Genomic DNA, 20477 nt, shown 5'->3' on the forward strand with positions numbered 1-20477 from the left:
CGGAGGGACGCCAATATGCAGGTTTCGTTCGAAGGTATCGCCCAAGGCTATGGTGGGCAGGCCCTGTTCCAACAGCTCGATCTGGTCATCCCCTCGGGCAGGTTCTTTACCTTGCTGGGGCCCTCGGGATGTGGCAAAACCACGCTGCTGCGCATGCTAGCCGGTTTCATCCGTCCGGATAAAGGACGTGTACTGTTCGGCGACAGCGACGTCACCGGGGTGCCCGTGCATCGCCGCGGCGTCGGGGTGGTGTTCCAGGACTATGCGCTGTTTCCCGACCGGTCGGCGCTGGCCAACGTGGCATACGGCCTGCTCGCGCGAAAAGTGCCGAAAAAAGACGCATACGGCCGTGCGGCGGCGATGCTCGAGCGCGTGGGCCTGGGCGGCTTCCTGGACCGGCCGCCGCCAGCCCTGTCGGGCGGGCAGCGCCAACGTGTCGCCATGGCGCGCGCATTGGTGATCGAGCCCAGGCTGTTGCTGCTGGACGAGCCCCTTTCGGCGCTCGATGCCAAATTGCGTCTCGAACTGCGCGAGATGGTCAGGGCGTTGCAGCGCGAGGCCGGTATCACCGCGGTGTTCGTCACGCATGACCAGGAAGAGGCCCTGGCCTTGTCCGACCTGATCGCGGTCATGGATCGCGGACGCATTGTCCAGACAGGCTCGCCGCAACAGATCTATGGCCAGCCGCGCACCGCTTTCGTCGCGGATTTCGTCGGCAGCGCCAACCTGATTCCCATCGTGGGCGAGCTGCCCGGCCAGGAGCCCGGCGTACGGCGCATGGAAACGCCCGCCGGTACCTTGCTGACGTCCTGCGACCGGCCGCTGGCCCCGGGCGCCCTGCTGGCGGTACGGAGCACCGCGATATCCATGGATGCCGGACACGACGTCCGCGAAGGCCAGCTTCGTGGCGAGATTCGCCATGTCGAATACTGCGGCAGCACAACGGCCTACATCGTCGAAACCCAGGCGGGCCCGATCAAGGTACAGGCCGCGCAGGCGCACGACGATGCCATGCGCCATCCCGGCGATGCGGTGGTGCTGAAGATACCAAGGTCGGCGCGCGTCGTGGAGGGATGGTCGTGTTAGGCACACTGCGCAGGGATCCCGTCTGGCTGGCGCTGGCCGCCGTCTCGCTCGTATCGCTCGGCCTGTTCCTGCTGTGGCCGCTCGCGACGATGTTCGGGAAGTCGCTGGCCAGCGGCGATGGCGGCATCGACTTCGGTGGCTACGGGCGCTTCTTCGCGGAACGATCGTACCGGCAGGCCTTCTTCAACACCCTCATATTGGGAGCGGCGGTCACGCTATGTTCGCTCGCCGTTGGAGGCGGCCTGGCCGTGGCGGTGGCCCGGTGCAAGTTTCCGCTTGCCACCCTTGTGGCCATTCTGCCGCTGGTCACGCTGGTCATTCCGGACGTCGTTGTCGCGGCCTCCTGGGTGGTGTTGCTGGGCAAGCAGGGCCTGGTCAATTCCTTCCTCCGGCCGCTGGGCATCGAACTGCCATCCCTCTATTCCTGGTGGGGGCTGGTGCTGGTGATGACGCTGAACAACTACGTGTACGCCTTCGTGGCCGTGCTGGTCGGCTTGAGATCGATGGACCGCAACCTGGAAGAGGCCGCGCAAAGCCTGGGACGGCCGCCCGGGCCCGTGGTATTCGGCGTGACGCTGCCCATGCTGCTGCCGTCCATCTTCGGGGGCGCGATGATTGTGTTCACCCACGTCATCGGCAGCTTCGGCGTGCCAGCCATCATCGGGGCCCGCACGCCGGTACTGGCCGTGAAGGCTTATCACGAGTTCGTCAATGAGATGGGCGGCAGCGCCCAGATGCAAACCACCATGGCATCCATGCTGGTTCTGCTGGGTGCCGCCGCCCTTTTGTTCCAGAAGCTGGTGGTGGAGCGCCGGCAGTACCAGATGGAAGCCGGACGCGCGCCGCTGGCCGTTACCTTGACGGGTTGGCGCGCCGGCGCCGCCACCGCGGGCGTGCTGGGCATTGTCGCCCTGTCGCTGGCGCCCGCCGTCGTGGCCGTGATAACCGCCTTCACGCCCGCCGTCGGCCCCGTGCTTCGCTATGGCGGGTTCACGCTGGACCATCTGCTGCATGCCGCGCTGCGGGCGCCGGATCCCTTGTACCACTCGCTGTTCCTGGCTACGGTGGCAACGCTGGCGGGATCCCTGTTCGCCATCGTCACCGCATACCTGATAGTCAAACGGCGCTCCGGTCTGACGCATGTGCTGGATATCCTGGTCGCCTTGCCCTTGACTATCGCCGGAACGGTGCTGGGCATCGCATTGATCAATACCTTCGGCAGCGGCTGGCTGATCTTGACAGGCAACTGGACCATCATGGCGCTGGCTTACTTCCTGCGGCGCGTGCCCACCAGCGTGCGTGCGGCGATCGGGCCGCTGCACAACCTCAAGGACTCGCTCGAGGAAGCGTCCATGAGCCTGGGTGTGAACCCGATCCGGAGTTTCTTCAAGGTCGTGCTGCCCACCATCTGGCCTGCGGCCGCCGCGGCCGCCGTGCTGATGTGGGTCACGACGCTGTCCGAGCTTTCGGCGACCGTGGTGCTCTATTTCGGCGGTATGAGCACCATGCCGATCGAGATTTTCCAGCAGGTCGACAGCGACCGGCTGGCGTTGGCATGCGCCTACAGCGTGCTGCTGATTCTCACCATCTTCATCCCGCTGGCCCTGGCCAGATGGAAGATGGGTCTCAAGGTAGGAGCAATTGAATGAAGAGCAATACAGGCCTCGGCGATGGCTTCCTCGCGAATCGCGTCCTGGGTGCGAAACCTTCCGCCACCAAGGAGATGACCCGCCTCGCCAACGAACTGAAACGCGAAGGGCAGGACATCATCGCCCTGAGCCAGGGTGAGCCCGACTTTCCCACGCCGGAGCACATACGCGTCGCGGCCAAAGCCGCCATCGACCGCAACGAGTCGCGCTATACCGAGGTGGCCGGTACGCTCGCCTTGCGCGAAGCGGTCACGCGGAAATTCCACCGCGATAACGGACTGCGGTTCACGCCCGACCAGGTGCAGGTGGGATGCGGCGCCAAGCAACTGCTTTACAACGCGCTTCAAGCCACCATCGATGCGGGGGACGAAGTGGTGATCCCGACGCCGGCCTGGGTTTCCTATCCGGACATGGTGCTGCTGGCGGGCGGCAAACCGGTCATCGTGCGTTGCGGTGCGTCCTCCGGCTTCAAGCTCACGCCCGCGCAGCTGGAGGACGCGATCACGCCCAGGACAAAATGGCTGATGCTCAACTCGCCTTCCAATCCTAGCGGCGCTGTCTACACCGGCGATGAACTTGCCGCGCTGGCGGAGGTGCTGCTGCGGCATCCGCATGTATGGGTGATGGCGGACGATATCTACGAAAAAATCCGCTATGACGACACGCCGTTCGCCACGCCCGCCGCCGTCGAGCCGGAATTGGCCCGTCGCACGCTGACCGTTAATGGCGTGTCCAAGGCCTATGCGATGACGGGATGGAGAGTCGGCTTCGCGGCCGGGCCGGCGGCCTTGATCAAGGCAATGAATCTGGTCCAGTCGCAGTCGACCTCGCACACCAGTTCCATCAGCCAGGCCGCTTCCATCGCGGCGCTGGACGGTCCCATGGACTTCCTGCAAGGGTTTCTGGAAAGCTTTCGCCGGCGTCGCGACAGCGTCGTCGCGGCCTTGCGGGCGATCGAAGGGGTGGATTGCGATTTGCCCCCAGGCGCCTTCTATGCCTTCCCCGGGTGCCAAGGCTTGCTCGGGCGGCGCGACCCCTCGGGCGGCCTGATCGCGTCGGATGTCGACCTTGCCATGTATCTGTTGCGCCACGCGGGCGTGGCGGTCGTTCCAGGTACCGCCTTCGAACTACCGGGGCACTTTCGCGTCTCCTATGCCGCTTCCGACGAGGAACTCGGCCTGGCGATGGCGCGCATCGCCGCGGCCTGCGCAAAACTGCGTTGAGCGGCCGCCCACCCCATCCCATCGATCCGAACCGGAGATACCCATGAGTAAAAACCAGGTGCTGCGCCAGGCCATCGCGTCAGGCAAGCTTCTTACCGCCATGTCGGCGCACAATCCCCTGTCGGCCAAGCTGGCCGAGGAGGCCGGTTTCGGCGCGATATGGGGAAGCGGCTTCGAGCTTTCCGCCAGCCATGCCGTGCCGGACGCCAATATCCTGTCGGCGGGCACGCATCTGGACATGATGCGCGCCATTGCGTCGGCGGTGTCCATTCCTCTTATCGCCGACATCGACACGGGCTTTGGCAATGCGGTCAACGTCAGCTATGTCGTGCCGCAGTATGAGGCGGCTGGCGCTTCGGCGGTCGTCATGGAAGACAAGACTTTCCCCAAGGACACCAGCCTGCGCGCGGATGGCCGCCAGGAGCTCGTGCGCGTGGAGGAATTCCAGGGGAAGATCGCCGCGGCGGCCGCGGCCCGGCGGGATAAGGACTTTCTTGTGATCGCCCGCACGGAAGCCCTGATCGCGGGACTGGGCCAGGACGAGGCCTTGAAGCGCGCGCGGGCCTATGAAGAAGCCGGCGCCGACGCCATTCTCATCCATTCCAAACAGACCACGCCGGCTGAAGTGCTCTCTTTCATCCAGGCCTGGGCAGGCAGCGCACCGCTGGTCCTGGTGCCCACCGCGTACCCGGAACTTACCGAGGCGGACATACAGCAGCTCGGCAAGGTCGGCCTGGTGATATACGGCAACCATGCCATCCGGGCGGCCGTCGGCGCCATGCGCGCCGTGTTCGCGCAGATCCGCAAAGAGGGCGGCATCCGCGGGGTGGACAAGGCGCTGCCGACGGTCAAGGAGATCATCCGCCTGCAAGGCGACGACCATATGCGCCGCGTCGAAGCGGCCTACCTGCGCTGAAACCCGCCCGGGACCCCGGCCCGCACAGGGACCGGCGTCCCGGCATTTACCTGGTCGAGGAGCCACAATGGCAGTCGAAGTGTTCTCATTCCATGGCGGCAGCGTCAGCAGTCCGACCACGACGCTGTGCGATCGCGCGGATGGCGGCCACCTTATCGTCTATCCCGCTCGTCCCGTCTGGGAGCGCAGCGAGCTTTCGCCGCTGGAGCTTATCCACTGGTCGTATCTGGTGGCCGCGACCGGCCGCGCGATGCTGGACGTACTGCCCCAGCTGGAAGGCGGGTGCGTCAATTACTGGGAGGCCGGGAACTGGTCGTTGAACGATGACGCCCTGCCGCCGGGGCCGAAGAACGTGCAGGAGTGCCGGCGCGTGCACCATCATATCTTTGGCCGGAGCCGCCATGCCCGGGACCCGGACTGGCGGTGGGGCGAGGCGCCCGGGTTCCCCGCGTTCGCGCACAAGAAGGCATGGGCCCAGCGGTTTTCGCCATTATCCCAGGATGAACAGAAGGCCATATCGGACCGCATAGGGCAACTGCTGCGGCGCTACGCCATATAGCGGCGCGCGGACAGTAGCCGCTCGCTACATGGGGCCGGACGACGGGTTAATATGCCTTCGCGCCGCGGCTTTGCAGTATCGGCGTCCGATAGAGCGGCCTCCAGAATCCGAAACCCCATCGCGATGATCACGCTAGAAGCGCTCCTGCGCGCCCTGGACCTGGGCGGCACCTTTGTCTTTGCAATCAGCGGGGCCGTCGCGGCGGTAAACCGCAGGGCGGATCTGTTCGGGATATTGGTGCTGGCCTTCGTCGCCGGCAATTTCGGCGGCATCAGCCGGGATCTGGTCATCGGGGCCGTGCCGCCGGCGGCCATGAGCGATTGGCGCTATCTGCTGGTTTCCATCGTGGCCGGATTGACCACCTTCTTCCTGTATGCCGGCATCGAAAGGCTGCGCATCCCGGTTCTTATTTTCGATGCGGTGGGGCTGGCATTCTTCGCGGTCGCCGGGGCGCAGAAAGCGATCCAGTTCGGGATGAGCCCTGTGATGTCGGCGCTGCTGGGCATGCTGACGGGCATCGGCGGCGGCATGGTCCGCGATGTGCTGCTCAATGACATCCCCCAAGTGCTTCGATCCGACTTGTATGCCGTCGCCGCTTTGGCGGCTTCCTGTTCCGTGGTCATCGGGCATACGCTCGGCTTTCCTTATGAAGCCTCGGCACTTGTGGGCGGCGCGTTATGCCTTTTCCTTCGCTTCATGGCGATCGGCTATGGCTGGCGCCTGCCGGTGGCGAACCTCTCGGCGCATAAAAGAACGCGGGCAAGGAAGCCGGGGGAAGGGCGTTAGGGCGCGCCCTGGCCGCAGGGCGCCAGCATCAGCGCCGGCAGGGTCTGCCAGATGACGGCCAATGCCGACAATAGCGTCAGGGCGGCGGCCAGGCCGGGCAGGAAGCGCGGGTCGCCCAGGGAAGGCAGGCGCTTGCGGATGCGCCGGTAGACCAGCGCCATGCCCGCCAGCGCCAGGCAGCCGCTGGCGCAGACGACCCAGGACGATGCCGGCACGCCCAGCCACTCGGCTTGCAACGCGGGCCGCGCGCAGACGACGCCGTTGTAGCCGTATGCCAGCAGGAAATGCGCCGACCAGAAGAGCGGACCGGCCAGCGTGGCGAAGAACGCGGAGAAAAAGCGGGTGGCCACGCTAGCCTCCCGCCTCTCGGGCCAGGCCGTGCAGGACCAAAAGCGCCGCCAGGCCCTGGCCCACGGCGTAGTGCCACAGCAGCGATGTATTGTTGAAGCTGCCAAGCTGGCGCGGCCCGAGGCGCCCGGCCAGCGATCGCGCCAGGGTGAACGCGCCCATGAAGCACAGGATCACCGTCAGCAGAGCCTGGTATCCCGCCAAGCCGTATACCGCGGCGGCATAGCCGCTGTGCCGCGGGCGCAGGCCGGTCTGCCAATGGGCCAGGCCTTCCAGCGCGATGGCCCCAACCAGCATCAGGAGTCCCGCGGGTAGCGCCCATCGTAGCGGGCCATGGCGCTCGCGCCGCAACTGGCGGCCGGCATGCCAGACAAGGGCGCTGCTGCCGACCAGAAGCGTGGCCGAGGCCAGCGGCCATCCCCAGGCCGGCAGCCCCTGTGCCGGCCGCCAGCCTTCCGGCGAGGTGGTCCAAAGAAACAGGTAGGCGAACACCAGCGCGCCGAAAATGCTCGCGCAGACCAACACCAGTATCGCCATCGCCCACCACGAGTGCGACCGCGGTCCGTTGCAATACGTGGGCAGCCGCAAACCGCCTCCGACATCCGCCACGTCGGGCGCCCCCGGCGCTTCGCTGTCCCACAGCCAGCGCAGGATCATGCCTATCGCCAGGATGCCGCAGGCCGAGGCCAGCAGCGTCATCTTGGCGGTAAGCAGCAGAAAGAATCCCGCCGTACCCAGCGCCGCGATCAGCGGCGACCAGCCGGGCCCGGGCAGCTCCAGCAGGTACTCGGGGCGGGCGTCCAAGGCGTTGGTCACCAGCGTGCTGCGGCGGCCGGTGGGCGCGCCGGACAAATAGTGCAAGCCCGCGTCGACCTCCTTGGGCAGGTTCGGCTGGTCCCACAGCGGTTCGCGGCTGGACACCGTCGGTATGCTGCGGGTGCCGTATTCCGCGCTGGGCAGCCATTCGAGCGTGCCCGCCTTCCAGACATTGCCGGCGTTGCCGGAACCCGACGGCCGGAAGTTGCGGGCGAGGTCCGCCAGGAACACCAGCACGCCGGCCGCGATCATGTATGCGCCGACCGTCGACACCATGTTCAGCATGCCCCATCCGTAGCTGTCTGCGTAGGTGTACACCCGCCGCGGCATACCCACCAGGCCGGTGATGTGCATGGGAAAGAAGCTGACATTGAAGCCGATGAACATCAGCCAGAAAGCCCAGCGTCCAAGCCGTTCCGACAGCGCGCGGCGGCTGACCAGGGGCGTCCAGTAGTAGAAGGCTGCGAACAGCGGAAACACCATGCCGCCGAACAGCACGTAGTGCAGGTGCGCCACGATGAAGTAAGTGTCGTGCACCTGCATATCGAAGGGAATCACGGCCACCATGACCCCGGTCAACCCGCCCAGCACGAAGACGAAGAAAAATCCCAGGATGAAAAGCATGGGCGTCTTCAGCGGCCGCAAGCGGGCGGCCGCGGCAATGGTCGCCACCCAGGCGAATATCTGTATCCCGGTGGGCACGGCCACCGCCATGCTGGATGCGGAGGCAAAGCTCAGCGACAGCTGCGGGATGCCGGTGGTGAACATGTGGTGCACCCACAGGCCGAAGCTGAAGAAGCCCGTGGTGACGACCGCGAGCACGACCAGCCGATATCCGACCAGCGGGCGGCCCGTCATGGCGGGAACGATCATCGACACCATTCCCGCGGCGGGCAGGAAAATAATGTAGACCTCGGGATGGCCGAAGAACCAGAACAGGTGTTGCCAGAGCAAAGGGTCACCGCCTTTCGCGGCGATGAAGAACGGCCAATCGAACGCGCGCTCCAGTTCCAGCAGCGCGGTGGCCACGATGACGGCGGGAAAGGCGATGATGACCATGCCGGAGAACACCAGCATGACCCACGCGAAGACAGGCATTTTGTCCAGCGTCATGCCCGGCGCCCGGGTGCGCAGGATGCCCACGGCCAGTTCGACGGCGCCCGCGATGGCCGAGATCTCGATGAAGCCGATCCCCAGCAGCCAGAAGTCGGCGTTGATGGCCGGTGAATACGCGGCGCCGGTAAGCGGCGGATACATGAACCAGCCGCCATCGGGCGCCAGGCCGGCGAATATGCTGCAGAAGAAGACAATGCCGCCTACCGCGTAGGCCCAATACGCATAGGCCGACAGACGGGGGAAGGGCAAGTCGCGCGCGCCCAGCATGTTGGGCAGCAGCAGCACGGCCATGGCCTCGACGGCGGGCACGGCGAACAGGAACATCATCACCGTGCCATGCATGGTGAATAGCTGGTTGTAAAGGCCGTGGCCGACCAAGTCGTTGTCGGGCACGGCCAGCTGCGTGCGCATCGCCAGCGCCAGGATCCCCGCCAGCACGAAGAACAGCATTGCCGTGCCGATATACAGCAGGCCGATATAGCTGTTGTTGACGACCGTTACGGCGCGCCAGCCGGTCGGGCGGCGCCACACGCGCCGCAGCTGCGCCAGGCCCTCTTCCGGGGACTGCGGGGCGGCGTCGCGATCGGGGGCGTGGGTCGGACTGGCAGGCATCACTTCAGGCTTTCCATATATTGCGCGACGGCCCGCAGGCTTTCGCCGGACAGCTGGTTGAAGGCAGGCATCCGGTTGCCCGGCTTGATGTGCTGGCTGCCCGCGATCCACCCCGCGAGCGTGCCGACGTTATTGGGCAAGGTGCCTGCCCCGATCGACAGCCGGCTGCCGATATGGGTCAGATCCGGGCCCAGGGTGCCGGCCGCCGCCGTGCCGCGCACGGTGTGGCACCGCGCGCATGCCTGCATGAACAACTGCTGCCCCACCCGCAGGTGCGTGTCGGCAGGCTCGCGCGCCGGCTGGCGTTGCGCTTCCACCCAGGCCTGGAATTCGGCTGGATCCACCGCCGCCACGTCGAAACGCATCTTCGCGTGCTGGGCGCCGCAATATTCCGCGCATTGGCCGCTGAAGCGCCCTGGCGCATCGGCCCGCACGCGCAGCCGGTTCACGCGGCCGGGGATCATATCGATTTTCCCGGCCAGGTTCGGTACCCAGAAGCTGTGGATGACGTTGTCGGATGCCAGCGTGAAATCCACCGCTTGCCCCGTGGGAATGCGGATTTCGTTGGCCGTTTCGAACAGGGGCTGCCCATGGTCGTCCAGGTAGCGCACGCGCCACCACCACATCTCGCCCCGTACTTCGATGCGTGCGCCGGCAGGCGCGTCGGCGCGCGCAAGGGACGCGGCTGTCCCGAAGGCATACACCAGCAATGCGGTCAGCACGACGGCCGGTACGCCTATGCCCGCCACCACGATCGTCGTGCGCCGTCCCAGGCGCGTCCGCAGGCCGGGCGGTCCGTATAGCGCAAGCGCCAGGGTCGCAAGCACCCACGCGAAGATCGCTCCGCCGCCGATGAACAGCCACCATCCCATCTCGGCGACACGCTGCGCGTAGGGGCCGGCAGGGTCCAGGACGGACTGCTGGCGCGCGTTTGCCGGCACGGGCATGGCGATCAGGACGGCAAACAGGGTCCGAGGTGACATGGCGGTCTATTGGGGGAGGAGGGCGCGGCCACCCGCCGCGACGCGGGTAGGACCGTGGCGCTACGCACTTCGCATACCGCGACGGCGCGCCAGGCTGGCCTTACCCCATTGCGCCTCGATACCTGGGCGGCAAGGGGACTTTTTTTCAGCGTTTTGTCAGATTTGCACGCTTGACGCTTCGTGCGTCGCCAGCAGCCGGGCTTGGCAAAGGATTTGCGGGACCGCTCCATTCCAGGAGATCGAACGATGGCTGAATGTCCCGCCGACCCGCTTATCCGGGGCGCTCGTCCGCGTCGGACCCGTTGCGTCCGGGCCGGGCGGTGGCTGGTAGTCGGCATCGCCGCAACCGCGGTACTGGCGGGGTGCGGCAGCGAACCCGCGCCCTTATGGCCCGGGTCCGGGGCCGCGTCCCTGGCGCAAGCGAGCCCGGCGCGAGGCGCGGGACTGATCGCGGCCCATGGCTGCGTCAGCTGCCATGCCATCCCCGGCGTACGGGGGCCTTGGTCCGCTGTCGGGCCGCCGCTGGATGGGATGGCAAGGCGTTCCTATGTCGGCGGCGTTCTTCCGAACACGCCCGAGAACCTGGTGCGCTGGCTGCGCGATCCACCGGCGATCGATCCCCGCACGGCCATGCCCGACGTTGGACTGACCCAATCCGAGGCGGCGGACATCGCGGCCTATCTTCTTACCCTGCGCTAGCGCGCCGGAAGACCGCCCATGACGAACTGGAAGCGCGTCGCCGCACTGACCACCCTGGTACTGGCCGCCGCGGCCGGCATGGTGGCGGCCGCGGTCCTTTATATCGGCTGGTACGACGTCAGCGCCACGCAGCCCCACATGGCGCCGGCCCACCGGATCTTCGATATCGCCGCGCGGCAATCGATCCGCGCCCGCGTGCAGGACATCCAGGTGCCCGACCTGGACGCCGAGGGACGCGCGGTGAGCGGCTTCAAGCTGTTCCGCGCGCATTGTGTCCAGTGCCACGGCGCCCCCGGCCTGGCGCCGGAGCCCTTCGCGCGCGGCATGATGCCGGCGCCATCGGCATTGGCCGGAAGCGCGCGGGAATGGTCGGCGCCAGAGATCTATCAAGCCATACGCAACGGCATCAAGATGACCGGCATGCCGGCGTGGAAGTACAGGCTGGATGATGACGAAATCTGGGACCTGGTGGCCTTTATCAAGGTGCTGCCCACGCTGTCGCCCGCGGACTACCAGCGCTGGGCGCGGCAATATCCGGGGTCTCCCGACACGCGCGCCGCGGCGTCGCACGCGGGCGTGCCGATACAGGATGTGCGACTGGGCGACGCCGGCGCGGGACGGCAGGCGCTGCACCAGTACCTGTGCACGACCTGCCACGCGATTCCCGGCGTCGTGGGGGCGGACCGCCATGTGGGCCCGCCGCTGGGCGGCATGGCCGACCGCCTGTACATCGCCGGGGTCCTGCCCAACACACCCGCCAACATGGTGCATTGGCTGCGGTATCCCACGCAGGTGGACCCGCAGTCCGCCATGCCGGACCTGGGCGTGACCGAGCAGGATGCCCGGGACATCGCGGCGTTCCTGTACACGCTGCGCGACGACAAGTAGCGGCGGGTGGCCGCAAGACCAAGGGGCTCCCGGTGAAACGGTGAGAGCCTTGTGGCCCGGATGGGTTGCAGGCAAGCTTACGGAAGTTTTCCGGGGATCAACCCGGCAAATCCACCCGCTTGCTCCATACCCGATTCCATCATGGCCCGTCGTGACCTGCTACCGCCCTTGAATCCCGCCCGCGCGTTCGAGGCGGCCGGCCGGCTGCTCAGTATTTCGCGCGCGGCGGATGAGCTCAGCGTCACGCCCGCGGCGATCAGCCGGCAAGTGCGCCTGCTGGAAGCCTATCTGGGCACGCCCCTTTTCAACCGCGCGCGAGGCACCCTGTCCTTGACGCCCACGGGCGCCCGCTACCTGTCCGAGCTTATTCCGCTGTTCGCGGGGCTGCGCGATGCCACGGCCGCGATCGCCCGCAAGCGGGACGGCGGCAGCACCTTGCGCATACGTTCGCCCGCCACCTTCGCGGTGCGCTGGCTCATTCCCCGCCTGGCGGGCTTTCACAAGCTCAATCCCCAGGTCGACGTGCAGGTGACGACATCGTCGCGGCCGCTGGATTTCCAGCGCGAAGACATCGATGCGGGTATCGAACTGGGCGACGGCACATGGCCCGGCGTCCATACCTTGCGGCTGGTGCCCAATGTGCTGGTGCCCGTGGCCGCGCCAACACTGCGCCTGAACGAAAAGTCGCGCCTGGACAAGCAGACGCTCCTGCACTCCCTGGCCCGTCCCGACGATTGGCTCCTGTGGCTGCGCGCGGCCGGCCGGCGCTCGGTCGATCCCTCGCGCGGAATGAAGTACGAAACCTCCTTATTGGCCTACCAGGCAGCCCTGGAAGGACACGGCATCGCCATCGCGCAAAAAGCGCTGGTCGAGAAGGAACTGGCGGAAGGCTCGCTGGTCGCGCCGCTGGGCCATCCCTTGGACCGCGGGGACTACACCTATTACTTCGCCTGGCCCGCGGGCAGGGCGCAGTCCGGTGCCTTGCGCGCTTTCCGGGACTGGCTCGCCACCATCCCCGCCACGCGGGGCGACACGCCGGAGGCTTTACAAAAAGTCAAAAGGTCCGGCCCTTAAAGTCGTTTGTCTCGCCTGCATGCCATCTCTATCCTGCACTCCATCGAAGAACCTCCAGCGCCCATGAGGCCGGAGGAACCAGGAGGCAGGAGATGTTCAGGGATAGCCTGTGTGGCGTGCGCGTGGTGGATTTTTCGCATGTGCTGGCCGGGCCGGTCGCCACCATGATGCTGGCGGACCTGGGCGCCGACGTTATCAAGGTGGAGCCTCCGCAAGGCGAGATGGGCAGGCGCCTGGGCCCGCCCTGGATCAACGGCGAAAGCGCCATCTACCTGAGCGTGAACCGCAACAAGCGCGGCATCGCGATGGACCTGAAATCGCCCGCCGGCCGCCAGGCGGCGCTGCGACTGGTACGGGGCGCGGACATCGTGGTGGAGAACTTCCGGCCCGGCGTCATGCGCCAGTTGGGATTGGATTATGAAACCGTGTCGGCGGATAACCGGGCGCTGGTGTATTGCTCGATCTCGGCCTATGGCCAGGCCGGTCCCTTCCGGTCCCGGCCGGGCGTGGACGGCATCATGCAGGCCGCCAGCGGCTTGATGAGCACCCTGGGGGTGGACGGTGACGATCCGGCCAAGGTCGCCACGCCCGTCGCCGACATGGCGGGGGGCTATGTCGCCACCATTTCCATCCTTGCCGCGTACCTCGCGGCGCGGCAAAGCGGGCAGGGCGAATGGCTGGACATCAGCCTGTACAACGCGGCGATCATGCTGCAGCAGACCGGCTATGCCTCGTACTTCGCCGCCGGCAAGGAGCCCCGCAAGACCGGCAGCGCCGCCCCCTACGCCGCGCCCAACGAGGCCTATCCCACCCGCGACGGCTGGATCATGATCGCCGCCTATCAGCCCGAGCGCTGGCGCAAGCTATGCATGCTGCTGGACGCGCCGGGCCTGTTGCACGACGCGCGCTTCGCCAGCAACGAAGGCCGCGTCGCCAACCGGCATGCCCTGCGGCAGGAACTGGCGCCGCGCTTCATGGCCCGCGATACCGCGCAATGGCAGCGCCTGCTGACGGAGGCCGACATCCTTTGCGCGCCGGTCGCCGGCTATGCCCAGGTCGCCGGCTCCGCGGAGTACGCCGCCAGCGGCCTCGACACGGTGGTCCGGCATCCTGTCGCGGGCGCGGTGCGCCTGCCCGGCTTCGTGCCGGGTCCGGCGCACGCCCCCGACGGGCCATCGCGCGACCGGGCAGCGCCGGCCATCGGCGAGCACGCCGCCGAGATCCTGCGCGAGATCGGCTACGGCCCGGGCGATATCGAGGCCTTCAACGGCACCTTGAAGTCAACGACGGAGACACGGTGATGCATATGCCAGACACCCCCGCCGACGCGCCGCGTTCCGCGGACGCCCTGGTCCGGCAGCGCATCGTGGACGGTGTGCTGGTCCTGACCCTGGACGATCCCGCCACGGGCAACGCGATGTCGATGGCCATGGCGGAAGCGATCGCCCAGGCGGTGGAGCAGGCCGATACGCGCGCGGATATACATTGCCTGGTGATCCGTTCCTCCGGCCGGCACTTCTGCACGGGCGGCAACGTCAAGGACATGCAGCGCGGCTCGGACCTGATGCAGGGTTCGGTCGCCGACGTACAGGCGCGGTTGAAATCCAGCCTGCATCGCGTCACGCGCGCCTTCCACACGCTGCGGATTCCCTCCATTGCCGCCATCGACGGCGCCGCGGTCGGCGCGGGATGCGACCTGGCGCTGATGTGCGATCTGCGCATCGCCAGCACCCGCGCGACCATCGCGGAAAGCTTCCTGCGCCTGGGCCTGGTGTCGGGGATAGGCGGCGCCTGGTTCCTGGCCCGTATCGTCGGCCGCGGCAAGGCCCTGGAATTGACACTGACCAGCGAGTTCGTCGACGCGGCGGCGGCATTGGAGCTGGGGCTGGTGACGCGCGTGGTGGAGCCCGGTCGATTGGACGACACCGTGCTGGAAATGGCGGGCAGGATCGCCGCGAATCCCCCGCAGGCGCTGCGCATGGCCAAGCGCCTGGTATTGGATGCAGCGGACAGCCCGCTGCCCATGGCGCTGGAGCAGGCCGCCGCGCTGCAGGCCATCCTGCTGTGCGGCGAAGAGCACAAGGCCGTGGTGGCGCGCTTCCTGGATGCCGAGGCCGAGCGCAAGCAGGGGCGACGCATCGCAGCGGATAGGCCCGCGAATTCCGAGTGAGGGGTATGCCGGCGGGCAAATGGCCCGGCGGCTCGCCCGTGCGCGGCCGCGCCGCGCCGCCCGATAACAACGACCTGGAGACAACGAAGATGAAATCGCCTTGCGAGAGGATCCTGCCGCGCCTTGTACTTGCCTGCATCGCCTTATTGTCGGCCACGCTTCCCGGGGCGCCGTCACGTGCCGCGACCTATCCCGCCAAACCGGTGACCTTCGTGGTGCCGTTCGGGGCCGGCAGCGCCACGGATCAACTGGCGCGGGCGCTGTCGGCGTCGATCACCGAACAGACCGGCCAGCCCGTGGTCGTGGAGAACCGGGCCGGCGCCAGCGGCATGCTCGCGGCCCAGCATGTGGCCCGCGCGGCGCCGGACGGCTACTCGGTATTGATCACCACCAACACCACGCAAGCCGCGAATCCTTTCCTGTTCAAGCGGCTGCCTTACGACCCAGCCAAGGATTTCGCGCCGGTGACACTGCTGGGACGTGGCGGCCAGGTGCTGGCGGTGCGGGCGGACACGCCTTACCGCACGGTGGACGACCTGGTCACCCAGGCCAGGAAGGCACCGGGCAAGCTCAGCTTCGGCAGCGGCAATTCGTCCAGCCGCATGGCCGGAGAGATGTTCAAGCAGCTGAGCCACACCGACATCGTATGGGTGGGCTACAACAGCAACCCCGCTGCGCTGAACGATCTGCTGGGCGGACATATCGACATGATGGTGATCGACACCGTCACCGGCATGCCGCATATCCAGTCGGGCAGGCTGCGCGCGCTGGGCGCCTCCACCAACCGGCGGCTGCCGCAGCTCCCCAATGTGCCCACGCTGGATGAGGCCGGCATCAAGGGCTACGACATGGGCTATTGGTTCGCCGCCTATCTGCCTGCCGGTACGCCACCCGCGATCGTACAGCGCCTGCGGGAGCTGCTGGTCAACGCCACCCAAAGCCAACACGCCCGCGGCTTCTTCGCCAACTCCGCGACCGAGCCCTGGACGTCCACGCCCGAGGAGCTGGGCCGGTTCCAGGCAAGCGAACTGGGGAAGTGGGGCAGGGTCGTCAAGGCGGCGGGGATAGAACCGGAGTAAGGCCGCCGCGGCCGCTCAGTGCGACGACACATAGGCGGACGCCGCGAAGGCCGGCGGCACCGCGAAGTCGGCCTTCATCCTGTTGACTTCCTCGACCGGGCTGCGGCCGAAGACGCGCTTGAACTCCCGGCTGAATTGCGAGGGACTCTCGTACCCGACTTGCGCGCTGGCCGCCGCCGCGGTCATCGCGTTGCGCACCATCAGCAGCCGCGCCTGGTGCAGGCGGGTGGACTTCAGGTACTGCATGGGGGAGGTATTCGTCACCGCCTTGAAATGGACATGGAACGCCGCCACGCTCATACCGGCTTCCCGCGCCAGTTGTTCCACCGTCAGCGCCTGGCTGTACGACGCATGGATGCGGCGCAGTGCCCGGACCACCTTGCCGAACTGCCCCTGCATCGCCAGGGCCGCCCGCATGGACGGCCCCTGGTCGCCCGTCAGGATGCGGAAATAGATCTCGCGCACCAGCGAGGGGCCCAGAATCCTGGCTTCCATCGGCTGGCTCATCGCCTCCAGGAAGCGCAACACAGCCGTGCCGAGCCGCGCGTCCATGGGGCTGGACATCATGCCCCGGGGTTCGCCGGCCACGAAGCCGCCCAGTTCGTCGATCTCCAGCATCAGGTCCGCGGCCAGCTTGAAGTCCAGGTGCATATAAATCGCCAGCAGCGGCTCCTTTTCCGTGGCATCCGTTTCCATGGTGAAAGGAACGGGCACGGACACCACCAGGCACTGGCGGGCGTCATAGACATAGGTTTCGCCGCCGAAGAAGCCGCGCTTGCGGCCCTGGCACACGATGACGATGCCCGGGTCGTAGAGCACGGGTACCGATTTCAGCGGGCGGTTCGAGCGCAGGAAGCGCACGTCCGGCAGGACCGTCAGGTTGTAGCCCTCGTCGGGGGCGAGCGGTTCCAGCAGTGCGGCCATCTGCCGGCGCATGTGGATCAGGCTGGCTTCGTCTGCGCGGTCGGACATCGGATGCGGGTCCCGGTTTGCGATATGCCGCCAGCTTGCCACCCAACCGGGCCCAATATCAAGGCCAATATTTTTAGGCAAGGATCGCAGGCCCGGTGCTATCGCCCGGTCCTGTTGTAAAGCCTATCTTTTGAGTCGTGCCGCACTCCATATCGCGCCCCCGCATCGCGCCGCCGCCATGGGCGCCGGCAAGACGGGGGGCGCGCGACGCGGTGTCCCACGATTCCACAAGGACGGAAAACCATGATCAAAGTATTCAATCCCGCCGACGGCTCAGTGGTGGGCGTAGCGCCCGAGATGACTTCCGCCGAGGTCCAGGCCGCCATCGACCGGACCTGCCAGGCCTTTCCCGCATGGTCGCGCACACTCGCCAAGACTCGCGGCGACCTGCTGCGCCGCTGGTTCGAACTGATGCGGGACGATAAGCGCCTGTTCGCCGAGATCATCGTCAAGGAGAACGGCAAGTGCATCTCCGAAGCGATGGGCGAGATCGACTACGGCCTGGGCTTCATCGAGTGGTATGCCGAGGAAGCCAAGCGCGTGTATGGCGACACCATCCCATCGCACGCGGCCAATGCCCAGGTCCTGGTGTTCAAGGAACCGGCCGGCCCCACCGCGGCCATCACGCCCTGGAACTTTCCCTTCATGATGATCGCGCGCAAGATCGCCACCGCGCTGGCGGCGGGTTGCACCATGATCATCAAGCCGGCCGAATTGACGCCGCTCACGGCGTACAAGATGCTGGAATACGCGCGCAAGGCCGGCATCCCCGAAGGCGTCTTCGAGATGGTCACCGGCAACCCCGCGCGGATCGGCGAGCTGTTCACGGGCGACCCGCGCATCCGCAAGATCTCGTTCACGGGCTCCACGGCGGTCGGCAAGATGCTCGCCGCCGCATCGGGGCATGACTTGAAGAAGATGACGCTGGAGCTGGGCGGCAACGCGCCTTTCATCGTCTTCGACGATGCCGGCATCGAGCAGGCGGCCGCTGGGCTGGTCGCCGCCAAGCTGCGCAATTCGGGCCAGGTCTGCATATCGCCCAACCGCATCTACGTACAGGACGGCATCCACGACCGCCTGGTCGCCGCCGTGGCAGAGAAGGTCGCCGGGATCCGTGTCGACCAAGGCCTGCAGGAAGAATTCGTTGTGGGACCGCTGATCAACCAGGCAGGCCTGGACAAGGTCGCGGGTCTGGTGGAAGACGCCCGCGAGCATGGCGCCCAGGTCGTGCTGGGCGGCAAGCCGCACGCCAAGGGCGGGCTGTTCTACGAGCCCACCATTCTTACCGGGCTGACCGACGATATGCGCATCGCCCGGACGGAGATCTTCGGGCCGGTGTTTCCGTTCTACCGGTTCAAGACCGAAGAAGAGGTCGTCGCGCGCGCCAACCGCTCGGAATATGGACTGGTCGCCTACGCGTACACCCGCGACCACGCGCGGTCCTTCCGCCTGTCGCGCGACATCGAGGCCGGCATGGTCATCCTGAACTCCGGCTCCGTCGGCACCGCGTCCGTGCCTTTCGGCGGCGTGAAGCATTCGGGCTACGGCCGCGAGGGCAGCCACTACGGCATCGAAGAGTATGTGGAGGTCAAGTACGTGCTGATGGCGGGCCTGGACGCGTGATGCCCGCGAAGGGCATGGGCCCGCCCGGCCATCTTCCCCGGGGAGCTGTCGCCTACGTACGTCCCGCCAGGTCTATGGCCTCCAGCACCACATCGCGATCGCCGATGTGGTTGATCAGCGCCAGGATCAGGCGGGCGTTCACCTTCAGGCTTTGCGCTTCGTCCAGGTTCTCGTGCAGCTGGATCAGCCGCTGATAGATGGTGTCAGGGTCCGCCAGATTGGGACGGGTGTTCAGCGCGCTCATTGCGGTACTCCTTGCGCGCGGGCAAGCGCCGCGGCGATACGCTGCACGGGGACGGGCGATGGCCAGCGAGCGGCCACATACTGGTCCGGCCGGATAAGGTAGCCCGTGCCGGCGTCCATCCCGTAGCGCGAGCGCAGCAGCGATACGTCGTGGCCGAATGTGGCGATGTCCAGCAATTCGACACCATCGGGCAGGGCGCCGGCCCAGCGGTCGGCAAGCAGCACGAACCGCCCGCCCAGCCGCCGCAGCAGCCAGTCGTCGCCGATCGGCGCATCCAGCGCAGGCGAGCCCGGCGCGACGCCGCCACGCCAGGAAACATCGTCCGGCGTATTCAGCGGACTGTCCGGATAGCTGATCGCCGTGGAAAGACGTCCGGAATTCACGAAAGGGCGCGCGAATGGCTCCGTCTCCGCCAGTTCCAGCACCGCATCGCGGAAGGCCCGGCTGGCGGTATTCTTGGGCGTCAGGAAATCCGTCGAACGGCTGGAGGCAAGAATGTTTTCGTCCGCGGCGGCGATGGCTTCCTGGTTGTAGCTCTCCAGCAGCGTCTCCGGGGCGCGGCCTTGCAACACCAGGTCCAGCTTCCATCCCAGGTTGTCCGCGTCCGCCAGGCCGCCGTTGAAGCCCCGCGCGCCGAAGGGGGACACCACGTGCGCGCTGTCGCCCGCGAACAGTACCCGCCCATGGACGAAGCGCCGCATGCGCCGGCACTGGAAGGTGTAGACGCTGTACCACTCCCGGGTGAATTTGACGTCCGGCCCCAGCATGGCGCGTATATAGGGCTCGACGTTTTCCGGGCGCGCCGCGGCGGCGCGGTCGATGCCCCAGCCCAGCTGGAAATCGAGCCGCCACACATTGTCCGGCTGCTTGTGCATCAAGGCCGAGCGCCCCGGATTGAACGGCGGATCGAACCAGAACCAGCGCTCGGCCGGGCGCGCCTGTTCGAACCGGATATCCGCGATCAGGAAATTGTCCTCGAACACGCGGCCCTCGAAGTCCAGTCCCAGCAGCGTGCGCACGCTCGAGCGCCCGCCATCGCAGGCGAGCAGCCACTGGCTGCGCACGCGGTAGCGCCGATCGCCCACCGCGATCCCGGTCTCGACATGGTTTGCCCGCGCCTCCACGGCCTGCACCGTGTGTCCCAGGCGCACTTCGACATTGGGCAGCCGGTCGAGCGCGCGTAGCAGCGTGTCCTCCACGTAGTACTGCTGCAGGTTGATGAAGGCCGGATACTGCTGGTCCTTCACCGGCAACATGTCGAATTGATAGATCGGTTCCTTGCGCGCGCCCCAGAACACCTTGCCGATATTCCAGGTCACGCCCTTCGCCAGCAGTTGCTGTCCCACGCCCAGGCGTTGGAAGATATCCAGCGAGCGCTTGGAATAACAAATGGCCTTGGAGCCGCCGGGGATGAAATCCAGGCGGCTGACCACCAGCACGCGGTGCCCGCGGCGGCCCAGGTCCAGAGCGGCGGCCAGCCCCACCGGGCCGGCGCCCACGATAAGCAGCGGCACCTCCTGCACCGCGCCGGGCGCGGGCGCCGGCGCGGTGCCGATATGGCGCCAGACGGGGATTTTCGGTCCCGGGCCCGCCACAGCCGGGCAGGGCGCCGGCGCGGCCGATGCGGCAGTCAC

The 20477-nt window shown here is 67.0% G+C and carries 19 protein-coding genes; 13 read left to right on the top strand and 6 right to left on the bottom strand.

Going from position 1 to position 20477, the window contains the following annotated elements:
* Positions 1–15: 15 nt before the first annotated feature.
* The 6 genes from BAU06_RS01975 (at position 16) to BAU06_RS02000 (ending at position 6219) form a co-directional block, all read left to right on the top strand.
* The gene (locus BAU06_RS01975) at positions 16–1086 is read left to right on the top strand and encodes an ABC transporter ATP-binding protein (RefSeq protein ID WP_066343739.1); all 1071 of its coding nucleotides are present in this window, start codon (positions 16–18) and stop codon (positions 1084–1086) included.
* Positions 1074–2735, top strand: coding sequence for an ABC transporter permease (locus BAU06_RS01980; protein WP_066343741.1), 1662 nt, complete (start codon positions 1074–1076; stop codon positions 2733–2735). Before BAU06_RS01975 ends, BAU06_RS01980 begins: the two co-directional genes overlap by 13 nt.
* A complete protein-coding gene (locus BAU06_RS01985) occupies positions 2732–3958 on the top strand; it encodes a pyridoxal phosphate-dependent aminotransferase (RefSeq protein WP_066343743.1) in 1227 nt (408 codons plus the stop codon). Before BAU06_RS01980 ends, BAU06_RS01985 begins: the two co-directional genes overlap by 4 nt.
* A gap of 43 nt (positions 3959–4001) precedes the next feature.
* Positions 4002–4874, top strand: coding sequence for a phosphonopyruvate hydrolase (locus BAU06_RS01990; protein WP_066343745.1), 873 nt, complete (start codon positions 4002–4004; stop codon positions 4872–4874).
* 67 nt (positions 4875–4941) lie between these two features.
* Complete coding sequence (locus BAU06_RS01995) at positions 4942–5433, top strand: hypothetical protein (protein ID WP_066343748.1); 492 nt, start codon at positions 4942–4944, stop codon at positions 5431–5433.
* 51 nt (positions 5434–5484) lie between these two features.
* Positions 5485–6219 carry a trimeric intracellular cation channel family protein gene (locus BAU06_RS02000; protein WP_231933971.1) on the top strand — a complete coding sequence of 245 codons (735 nt, stop codon included), beginning with the start codon at positions 5485–5487 and terminating at the stop codon, positions 6217–6219.
* Here BAU06_RS02000 and BAU06_RS02005 read toward each other — a convergent pair.
* From BAU06_RS02005 to BAU06_RS02015, 3 genes are read right to left on the bottom strand one after another with little or no spacing between them, the layout of a single operon-like run.
* Positions 6216–6569, bottom strand: a complete 354-nt coding sequence (locus BAU06_RS02005; protein ID WP_066343752.1) for a hypothetical protein — start codon at positions 6567–6569, stop codon at positions 6216–6218. The two genes, BAU06_RS02000 and BAU06_RS02005, sit on opposite strands and share 4 nt — an antisense overlap.
* Before the next feature lies 1 nt (position 6570).
* Entirely contained in the window at positions 6571–9111 is a 2541-nt protein-coding gene (locus BAU06_RS02010) for a cbb3-type cytochrome c oxidase subunit I (protein WP_066343753.1), read from the bottom strand.
* Positions 9111–10094 carry a cytochrome c oxidase subunit II gene (locus tag BAU06_RS02015; RefSeq protein ID WP_082993476.1) on the bottom strand — a complete coding sequence of 328 codons (984 nt, stop codon included), beginning with the start codon at positions 10092–10094 and terminating at the stop codon, positions 9111–9113. The genes BAU06_RS02010 and BAU06_RS02015 overlap by 1 nt, the downstream gene beginning before the upstream one ends.
* Before the next feature lie 246 nt (positions 10095–10340).
* Here BAU06_RS02015 and BAU06_RS02020 point away from each other — a divergent pair, with 246 nt between their 5' ends.
* The 6 genes from BAU06_RS02020 to BAU06_RS02045 all read left to right on the top strand — a co-directional run bounded on the left by BAU06_RS02020 (position 10341) and on the right by BAU06_RS02045 (position 16004).
* Positions 10341–10793, top strand: a complete 453-nt coding sequence (locus BAU06_RS02020) for a c-type cytochrome (protein ID WP_082987921.1) — start codon at positions 10341–10343, stop codon at positions 10791–10793.
* A gap of 18 nt (positions 10794–10811) precedes the next feature.
* Positions 10812–11681: a c-type cytochrome gene (locus BAU06_RS02025; protein ID WP_066343758.1), complete on the top strand. Its 870-nt coding sequence runs from the start codon at positions 10812–10814 to the stop codon at positions 11679–11681.
* A 141-nt stretch (positions 11682–11822) separates the two neighbouring features.
* Positions 11823–12755 (top strand): LysR substrate-binding domain-containing protein, encoded by a 933-nt coding sequence (locus tag BAU06_RS02030; RefSeq protein WP_066343764.1) that lies wholly within the window; start codon positions 11823–11825, stop codon positions 12753–12755.
* Positions 12756–12847: 92 nt separating this feature from the next.
* Positions 12848–14056 (top strand): CaiB/BaiF CoA transferase family protein, encoded by a 1209-nt coding sequence (locus tag BAU06_RS02035; RefSeq protein WP_156770127.1) that lies wholly within the window; start codon positions 12848–12850, stop codon positions 14054–14056.
* A gap of 5 nt (positions 14057–14061) precedes the next feature.
* Complete coding sequence (locus tag BAU06_RS02040) at positions 14062–14925, top strand: enoyl-CoA hydratase-related protein (protein WP_066357693.1); 864 nt, start codon at positions 14062–14064, stop codon at positions 14923–14925.
* An 89-nt stretch (positions 14926–15014) separates the two neighbouring features.
* Positions 15015–16004 (top strand): Bug family tripartite tricarboxylate transporter substrate binding protein, encoded by a 990-nt coding sequence (locus BAU06_RS02045; RefSeq protein ID WP_066357698.1) that lies wholly within the window; start codon positions 15015–15017, stop codon positions 16002–16004.
* Between the two features lie 15 nt (positions 16005–16019).
* Here BAU06_RS02045 and BAU06_RS02050 read toward each other — a convergent pair whose 3' ends face one another.
* Entirely contained in the window at positions 16020–16976 is a 957-nt protein-coding gene (locus BAU06_RS02050; protein WP_231933972.1) for an AraC family transcriptional regulator, read from the bottom strand.
* 243 nt (positions 16977–17219) lie between these two features.
* Here BAU06_RS02050 and BAU06_RS02055 point away from each other — a divergent pair, with 243 nt between their 5' ends.
* Positions 17220–18599, top strand: a complete 1380-nt coding sequence (locus BAU06_RS02055; protein WP_066343766.1) for an NAD-dependent succinate-semialdehyde dehydrogenase — start codon at positions 17220–17222, stop codon at positions 18597–18599.
* Positions 18600–18651: 52 nt separating this feature from the next.
* Here BAU06_RS02055 and BAU06_RS02060 read toward each other — a convergent pair whose 3' ends face one another.
* A complete protein-coding gene (locus tag BAU06_RS02060) occupies positions 18652–18843 on the bottom strand; it encodes a DUF2783 domain-containing protein (RefSeq protein WP_066343768.1) in 192 nt (63 codons plus the stop codon).
* Entirely contained in the window at positions 18840–20477 is a 1638-nt protein-coding gene (locus BAU06_RS02065) for an FAD-dependent oxidoreductase (protein WP_231933973.1), read from the bottom strand. Before BAU06_RS02065 ends, BAU06_RS02060 begins: the two co-directional genes overlap by 4 nt.

The organism is Bordetella bronchialis (genome assembly GCF_001676705.1).
GTDB lineage: Bacteria > Pseudomonadota > Gammaproteobacteria > Burkholderiales > Burkholderiaceae_B > Bordetella_C > Bordetella_C bronchialis.